At 69.7% G+C, this 7,204-nt stretch carries 8 protein-coding genes and 2 pseudogenes; 9 read left to right on the forward strand and 1 reads right to left on the reverse strand.

The features are described 5' to 3' along the window. Positions 1-89 (reverse strand): annotated as a pseudogene (locus FV222_RS13025) (photosynthetic reaction center subunit H); the annotation flags it as partial. On the opposite strand from FV222_RS13025, the pseudogene FV222_RS13030 reads away from it, so the two are divergent. The 9 genes and pseudogenes from FV222_RS13030 to bchI all read left to right on the forward strand — a co-directional run. After that, positions 90-299, forward strand: a pseudogene (locus FV222_RS13030) (MFS transporter); the annotation flags it as partial. It lies immediately after the preceding pseudogene. A gap of 31 nt (positions 300-330) precedes the next feature. Then, complete coding sequence (gene puhA, locus FV222_RS13035) at positions 331-1,107, forward strand: photosynthetic reaction center subunit H (protein WP_147752952.1); 777 nt, start codon at positions 331-333, stop codon at positions 1,105-1,107. Then, positions 1,104-1,805 (forward strand): photosynthetic complex putative assembly protein PuhB, encoded by a 702-nt coding sequence (gene puhB, locus FV222_RS13040; protein WP_147814565.1) that lies wholly within the window; start codon positions 1,104-1,106, stop codon positions 1,803-1,805. Before puhA ends, puhB begins: the two co-directional genes overlap by 4 nt. Before the next feature lie 269 nt (positions 1,806-2,074). Continuing rightward, a complete protein-coding gene (gene puhC, locus FV222_RS13045; protein WP_147752946.1) occupies positions 2,075-2,548 on the forward strand; it encodes a photosynthetic complex assembly protein PuhC in 474 nt (157 codons plus the stop codon). After that, the gene (locus FV222_RS13050; RefSeq protein WP_187273562.1) at positions 2,545-2,847 is read left to right on the forward strand and encodes a hypothetical protein; all 303 of its coding nucleotides are present in this window, start codon (positions 2,545-2,547) and stop codon (positions 2,845-2,847) included. Before puhC ends, FV222_RS13050 begins: the two co-directional genes overlap by 4 nt. A gap of 20 nt (positions 2,848-2,867) precedes the next feature. Next, the gene (acsF, locus tag FV222_RS13055; RefSeq protein ID WP_187277324.1) at positions 2,868-3,920 is read left to right on the forward strand and encodes a magnesium-protoporphyrin IX monomethyl ester (oxidative) cyclase; all 1,053 of its coding nucleotides are present in this window, start codon (positions 2,868-2,870) and stop codon (positions 3,918-3,920) included. Positions 3,921-3,930: 10 nt separating this feature from the next. After that, the gene (gene puhE / locus FV222_RS13060) at positions 3,931-4,755 is read left to right on the forward strand and encodes a putative photosynthetic complex assembly protein PuhE (RefSeq protein WP_147814569.1); all 825 of its coding nucleotides are present in this window, start codon (positions 3,931-3,933) and stop codon (positions 4,753-4,755) included. Between the two features lie 45 nt (positions 4,756-4,800). Beyond that, on the forward strand, positions 4,801-6,018 hold the full coding sequence (hemA, locus tag FV222_RS13065) for a 5-aminolevulinate synthase (RefSeq protein WP_147763707.1): 1,218 nt from the start codon (positions 4,801-4,803) through the stop codon (positions 6,016-6,018). Positions 6,019-6,254: 236 nt separating this feature from the next. Further along, the coding region (bchI, locus tag FV222_RS13070) for a magnesium chelatase ATPase subunit I (protein ID WP_147814571.1) at positions 6,255-7,204 on the forward strand (950 nt) is incomplete at its 3' end.

Genomic DNA, 7,204 nt, shown 5'->3' on the forward strand with positions numbered 1-7,204 from the left:
GCCTCGAGCGGATAGCCCTCGCGCCGGTCCTCGCGGCGGAGCCAGAAGACTAGGCCGAAGAAGAACAGGAAGAAGGCGTAGAGGACGATGTGCGCGACGCCGGCTCGAGCCTGGCGGCATCGGGGGCGCTCGGCGAGGCGATGAGCGACCCCTCGATCGGCTACCTGATCGTCTACCACATCGAGATCGCGCTGCTGTTCGCGACGCTCGTCGCGATCGGTCCGCTCGTCCGCGACCGCAGTCTGCAACCGGCGTCCAGGGTCCGATCCCTGTCCGCGCTGTCCACTTCGTCAACCTGACCGTCGGGAGATCGCCATGTCACCTGGAGCACTGCCCACGGGCGCACTGACCGGCTACGTCGACGTCGCGCAGATCGTCCTCTACGCCTTCTTCCTGTTCTTCTTCGGCCTAGTCTTCTGGCTCCGCCGCGAGGACCGGCGCGAGGGCTATCCGCTCGAGGCCGAGGTGACGGGCCGGCTCAAGAGCCCCGACCCGATCCTGATCCCGTCGCCGAAGCTGTTCCACCTCGCCGACGGCAAGATCAAGCAGGCCCCGCAGGCCGACATGGTGCCCGACCGCAACTTCGAGGGCCGCAAGCGCGAGCCCTGGCCGGGCGCCCCGCTGGAGCCGACCGGCGCCGACCCGATGTTCGCCCATGTCGGCCCCGGCTCCTGGGTGAGCCGCGACGACGCGTTCGACCACACCTTCGACGGCCAGAAGCGGATCGTGCCGTTGCGGGTCGCGACCCACTTCATGGTCCACGAGGACGGCCCGAACCCGATCGGCATGAGCGTCTTCGGCGCCGACAGCCAAGTCGCCGGAACGGTGTCGGACATCTGGATCGACCGCGGCGAGAGCTTCGCCCGCTACTACGAGGTCGAGCTCGGCGCCGGGGCGCGCCGGGTGCTGATGCCGGTCACCTTCTGCCGCACCGGCCGGTTCTCGCGCACCGTGAAGACCGAGGCGCTGCTGGCCCGCCAGTTCGCCGACATCCCCCCCCACGCCGACCCCGACGCGGTGACGCTCCTCGAGGAGGAGAAGATCATCGCCTACTTCGGCGCCGGCACCCTGTACGCCACACCCCAGCGCGCGGAGACCCTGATATGAGCGACCGCCGGATCCACGACACCAGCCAAGACGACACGGTCGTCGACGACCGCATCCCGGAAGGCCTGCCCGAGGCGCTGCCGCCGGGCGAGCACATCCTCTGGCAGGGCCGGCCGACGGCCTTCGGCATGGCGGCGCGCCCGATGCACGGCGGGTTCGTGGTGCTGTGGTTCGCGGTGCTCGCCGCCTGGACCATCCTGCCGGCCGCCCTCGACGGGGCGGTGCTGGCCGGCCTCAAGGCCTCGTGGCCGACCTTCGCCGCCTGCGCCGCGGCGCTCGTCGTCGTCGGCGGGCTCGGCTGGCTCGCCTCCTGGACCACCACCTACACCATCACCAACCGCCGCGTGGTGATGCGGATCGGCATCGCGATCCCCGTCACCTTCAACCTGCCGCTGGCGCAGGTGGAGGACGCCGCGCTGCACAGCTTCGCCGACGGCACCGGCGACCTGCCGCTCCGGCTGAGCGCGGGCACCCGCGTCGCCTACCTGCACCTGTGGCCGCATGCGCGCCCCTGGCGCGTGATCGAGCCGCAGCCGATGCTGCGCTCGGTGCCCGATGCGGCCGCGGTGGCCGCCATCCTGGGCCGGGCGATCGTCGCCGCCCGAGCGCCGGAGGAGGAGTCGGCGCTGCCGATCCTCGTCGCCCGCCCGCAGGCCGCTTCGCGCCAGCCCCGCCTCGTCGCCGTCGGCGCGCGCTGAACCACGCGAGCCTCCCATGCCTTCGAAGACGCAAGACCCTCAACGCCCGTCCCGGCCGACATGCCGGGGCGGGCGTTGGTTTTTCCAGAAAAGGTCGTTCCCGAACAAGGACTTGATCATCCGAACAAAAAACGAGTTCGAAAAATCCAAAACCAGGATTGTCAAGCGCGCTTGACACCGGTTAACCTGACGCCAACGAGACGGCCCCGTGGCCAGGCACCACACGGTGCCGACGCGAGGATCGGTCCGGATGACGGTGAGGGAAGCCGATGGCTGAGGTTGCGGAGAGCGGGCCGGTCCCGGCGCTCGCACTGATCGGAGCCGGTGCGCTGCTCGGCTTCACCATGCTGGCGGTGATGGTCGGGCGCACCGAAGGCATCGGCCTAAGCGGCAATCCCGGCGGCAAGCCGGTCGCCTCCGTCTCCCTCCGCGTGCTGGACCGCGCGGACGGATCGATCCGGATCGAGGATGCCGCGAACGCGCGGCTGATCGAGACCGTCGAGCCCGGCCAGGACAACTTCGTCCGCGCGACCCTGCGCAGCTTCGGTCAGTCGCGCCTGCGCGCCGGCCTGACCTCGGCCGAGCCGTTCCGCCTGACCCGTTACGACGACGGATCCCTCGCCCTGATCGACGAGGTCACGGGCCGCAGCGTCAACATGGGCGCCTTCGGCCCGACCAATGCCCTCGCCTTCGCCAAGCTGCTGCCCGGCAACGCCCTTCCCGACGTGAGCGTCCCGCGATGATCGGATTTTTGAACGGCCGCCGCACGGTCGAGGTGCCCTGCACCGTCGAGATCGAGCAGACGCCCGAGAGCCTGCACGCCCACGTCAGCCTCGACGCCGACTTCGAGATCGAGCCTGGCGACGAGGTCCAAGTCCACGATGCGCCGACCTCGGTGCCCTACGGCGAGCGCCTCGTCGTCCGCCGCACCGCGACGGTGACGCGGGCCGGGCGGATCGAGCGGCTCTGGACCAAGCTCGCCGGCCATCTCGAACTGACCGAACTCTACGAAGTCAGCTTCAGCGAGAGGAGGAAGCTTTGAACGCTCCCGTCAGGCATCCGCTGCCCAACCGTCCGGTCAACGAATCGACCAAGTCCGCGCAGGAGACGACCTTCCTCAGCCCGCGCTTCTACACCACCGACTTCGCGGAACTCGACCGCACGAACGTCGAGCCGGTCCGGGCCGAGTGGGACGTGCTGATCGAGGAGCTGCGCTCCGACCCGAACAAGCGGCACTTCACCCGCAACGCCGACTTCGACTGCGACCTGTCGCAGATGGAGCCCGAGCTCCGGAAGGAGTTTCTCGACTTCCTGGTCTCCTCGATCACGGCCGAGTTCTCGGGCTGCGTGCTCTACGCCGAGATGCGCAAGCGCGCCAAGAACAAAGACATCAAGGAGCTGTTCGGCTTCATGAGCCGCGACGAGGCGCGCCACGCCGGCTTCATCAACGACACGCTGAAGGACTTCGGCATCGGCGTCGACCTCGGCTTTCTGACGAAGTCGAAGAAGTATACGTTCTTCCGCCCGAAGTTCATCTTCTATGCGACCTACCTGTCGGAGAAGATCGGCTACGCGCGCTACATCACCATCTTCCGGGAGCTGGAGAAGCACCCCGAGCGGCGCATCCACCCGATCTTCAAGTGGTTCGAGAAGTGGTGCAACGACGAGTTCCGCCACGGCGAGGCCTTTGCGCTCCTGATGCGCGCCAACCCGAAGCTGACGCAGGGGCTGAACCGCTACTGGATCAAGTTCTTCCTGCTGGCCGTGTTCGCGACGATGTACGTCCGCGACCATTGCCGCCCGGCCTTCCACGCCGCGCTCGGGGTCGATCCGTCGGATTACGACTTCACCGTCTTCCGCATCACCTCGGAAATCTCGAAGCAGACCTTCCCGCTGACGCTCGACCTCGACAACCCCAAGTTCAAGCAGCGGCTCGACACCCTGCTCGACTGCTCGGTGAAGATCGCCGAGGCGCGGGCGCAGGGCGGCGTTGTCGGCACGCTCAAGCGCGGCGTGCAGGTCGCGCGGGCGGCGGTCACCTTCGGGCGGCTCTACCTGCTGCCGACCCTGGACAACGCGATGCCCGCCGACATCCGCCTCGAGCCGGTGTGGTAGCGGGTCGGCGATGTCGCCCTACGCGGTTCCGGCCCTCTATGCGGTGGCGATCTGGTGGTTCTCCACCGGGGTGATCATCCTGCTCGATCACCTGCCGCGCCGCACCTTCCCGTGGAGCATGGCCGGCGGCACCGCGGTGCTGCTGGCGGCGCTCTACGCGATCGGCGCGAGCGCCGGCGACGCGACGGAACGGGGGGCCTACACCGCCTTCACCGGTGCGCTGCTGGTCTGGGGCTGGCAGGAGATGAGCTACTACATGGGCTTCGTCACCGGCCCGCGCCCCGAGGCGTGCCGGCCGGGGGCCCGCGGCATCGAGAAGTTCCGGGCGGCGGTGGCCACGAGCCTGTGGCACGAGCTCGCCATCGTGCTCGGCGCGCTGGCGGTCCTCGCGCTCACCTGGAACGCGCCGCAGAAATTCGCCCTGTGGACCTACTGCGTCCTGTGGGGAATGAACCTCAGCGCCCGGCTGAACCTGTTCCTCGGGGTGCGCAACCTCAACGCCGAGTTCCTGCCCGATCACCTGTCCTATCTCGGCTGCTACCTGACGAAGCGGCCGATGAACCTGCTGTTCCCGGTGTCGGTCAGCGTCGCCACCGTGGTCGTCGTGCTCCTGGGGCAGGTGGCGCTCGCCGAGCCGATCACGCCGCACGCAATGGTCGGCTTCACCATCCTCACCACGCTGATGGGTCTGGCGACCCTCGAGCACTGGTTCCTGATGCTGCCGCTGCCCGCGGCCGCCCTGTGGAACTGGAGCCTACCGCCGAAGGTCGCGGCCTCCGCCGCGACCGCGACGACACCGGTGCCGGCCGAGCCGGGCCGGCGTGACGCGGCCTGACGCGGGAGAACCCGCGCGATTGTAACGAGGATGGGGAGACGAGCGATGGATTACGAAGCGTTCTTCGGCGCCGAGCTTCAGAACTTGCACCGGGAAGGCCGCTACCGCGTCTTCACCGATCTCGAACGTCAGAACGGGCGCTTCCCGCACGCGACCCACCACAGCCCGGAGGGCGAGAAGCCCGTCACGGTCTGGTGCTCGAACGACTACCTCGGCATGGGCCAGCACCCGGACGTGCTCGCGGCCATGCACGAAGCGCTCGACCGCTGCGGCGCGGGCGCCGGCGGCACCCGCAACATCTCCGGTACCAACCATTACCACGTGCTGCTGGAGCGCGAGCTCGCCGACCTCCACGGCAAGGAGGCGGCCCTGCTGTTCACCTCCGGCTACGTCTCGAACTGGGCGGCGCTTGGCACGCTCGGTGCGAAGCTGCCCGGTTGCGTGATCCTTTCCGATTCCGAGAACCACGCCTCGATGATCGAGGGCATCCGCGCGAGCCGCGCCGAGCGCCAGATCTTCCGCCACAACGACCCGGAGGACCTCGACCGCAAGCTGCGGATGATCGAGCCCGGCAGGCCGAAGCTCGTGGCCTTCGAATCGGTCTACTCGATGGACGGCGACATCGCCCCGATCGACGAGATCTGCGACGTGGCCGAGGCGCACGGTGCGCTCACCTACCTCGACGAGGTCCACGCCGTCGGCCTCTACGGCGCGCGCGGCGGCGGCATGTCGGAGCGCATGGGGCTGGCCCACCGCCTCGACGTGATCGAGGGGACGCTGGGCAAGGCCTTCGCGGTCCATGGCGGCTACATCACCGCGAGCGAGAAGCTGTGCGACTTCGTCCGCAGCTTCGCCTCGGGCTTCATCTTCACCACTTCGCTGCCGCCGGCGGTGGCGGCGGGCGCGGCCGCCAGCATCCGCCACCTCAAGCAGAGCGGCGTCGAGCGCGCCCGCCACCAGGAGCGGGTGCAGCGGGTGCGCGAGCGCCTGGACGCGGCCGGCATCCCCTACCTGCCGAACGACAGCCACATCGTCCCGGTGATGGTCTGCGACCCGGTGCTGTGCAAGGCGATCTCCGACACCCTGCTCGACGAGTTCGGCATCTACGTGCAGCCGATCAACTACCCGACCGTCGCCCGCGGCACCGAGCGCCTGCGCATCACCCCGTCTCCGCTGCACACGGACGCCGACATCGAGCATCTGGTCGGGGCACTCGCCGCGATCTGGGGGCGGATCGGACTGGAACGGGTGGCGGCGGAGTAGGGGACGCGCTCGGGCACCGGATGGCGCGTTGAAAGCTCCGGGCGGCCCCTCTCCCATGGGGAGGGGACCCGCGACTGACTTAAGCGGTGTGGGGATGCGGCGGCCCGCAGCGTCAAATGGGAACGCCCCGTGCGTTTCGAAGGCTTGGGTGCCATTCTCGATCGCACCGCCGGCCTCTGCCCTCCCGGGTGATGAATCGGCGTGACCACACCCTCGAATCGTCGAGTCCCGAACGCGTGACAACCTTCCCCTTCACCGCCATCGTCGCCCAGGACGAGATGCGTCAGGCGCTGCTGATCGCGGCGGTCGACCCGTCGGTGGGGGGCGTGCTGGTGTTCGGCGACCGCGGGACCGGCAAGTCCACCGCCATCCGGGCGCTGGCCGGCCTGCTGCCGCGGATGCGGGCCGTCGTCGGATGCCCCTATGCCTGCGATCCGGCGGCGCCCGCCGAGGCGTGCCCGCATTGCGTGGGGAAACCCGAGCGGAAGAGCGCCCTCGTGCCGGTGCCGGTGGTCGATTTGCCGCTCGGCGCGACGGAGGACCGGGTCGTCGGCGCGCTCGACCTGCAGCGGGCGCTGGCGCTCGGCGAGAAGGCGTTCGAGCCAGGGTTGCTGGCGCGGGCCAACCGCGGCTTCCTCTACATCGACGAGGTCAACCTGCTGGAGGACCACCTCGTCGACCTGCTGCTCGACGTGGCCGCGAGCGGGGTCAACACCGTCGAACGCGAGGGCCTGTCGATCCGCCACCCGGCGCGCTTCGTGCTCGTCGGCTCCGGCAACCCGGAGGAGGGGGAGCTGCGGCCCCAACTCCTCGACCGGTTCGGCCTCGCCGTCGAGGTGGCGACGCCGACGGACATCGCGACCCGCATCGACGTGGTCCGCCGCCGCGACGCCTACGAGCGCGACCCGGCCGCGTTCTGCGCCACGTACAGCAAGGCGGAGCGGGCGCAGGCCAAGCAGATCACCCTCGCGCGCGAGCGGCTTCCGGCCGTGACGATCCCCGACGCGGTGCTGGAGGCCTGCGCGCGACTCTGCCTCGCGCTCGGCACCGACGGGTTGCGCGGCGAGTTGACCCTGATGCGCACCGCCCGCGCGCTCGCCGCGCTCGACGGCACGCACGACGTGACCGTCGATCACGTCCGCCGGATCGCGCCGGCGGCGCTCCGCCATCGCCTGCGGCGCAACCC

The sequence above is a fragment of the Methylobacterium sp. WL103 genome, from assembly GCF_008039885.1.
GTDB classification, from domain to species: Bacteria; Pseudomonadota; Alphaproteobacteria; order Rhizobiales; family Beijerinckiaceae; genus Methylobacterium; species Methylobacterium cerastii.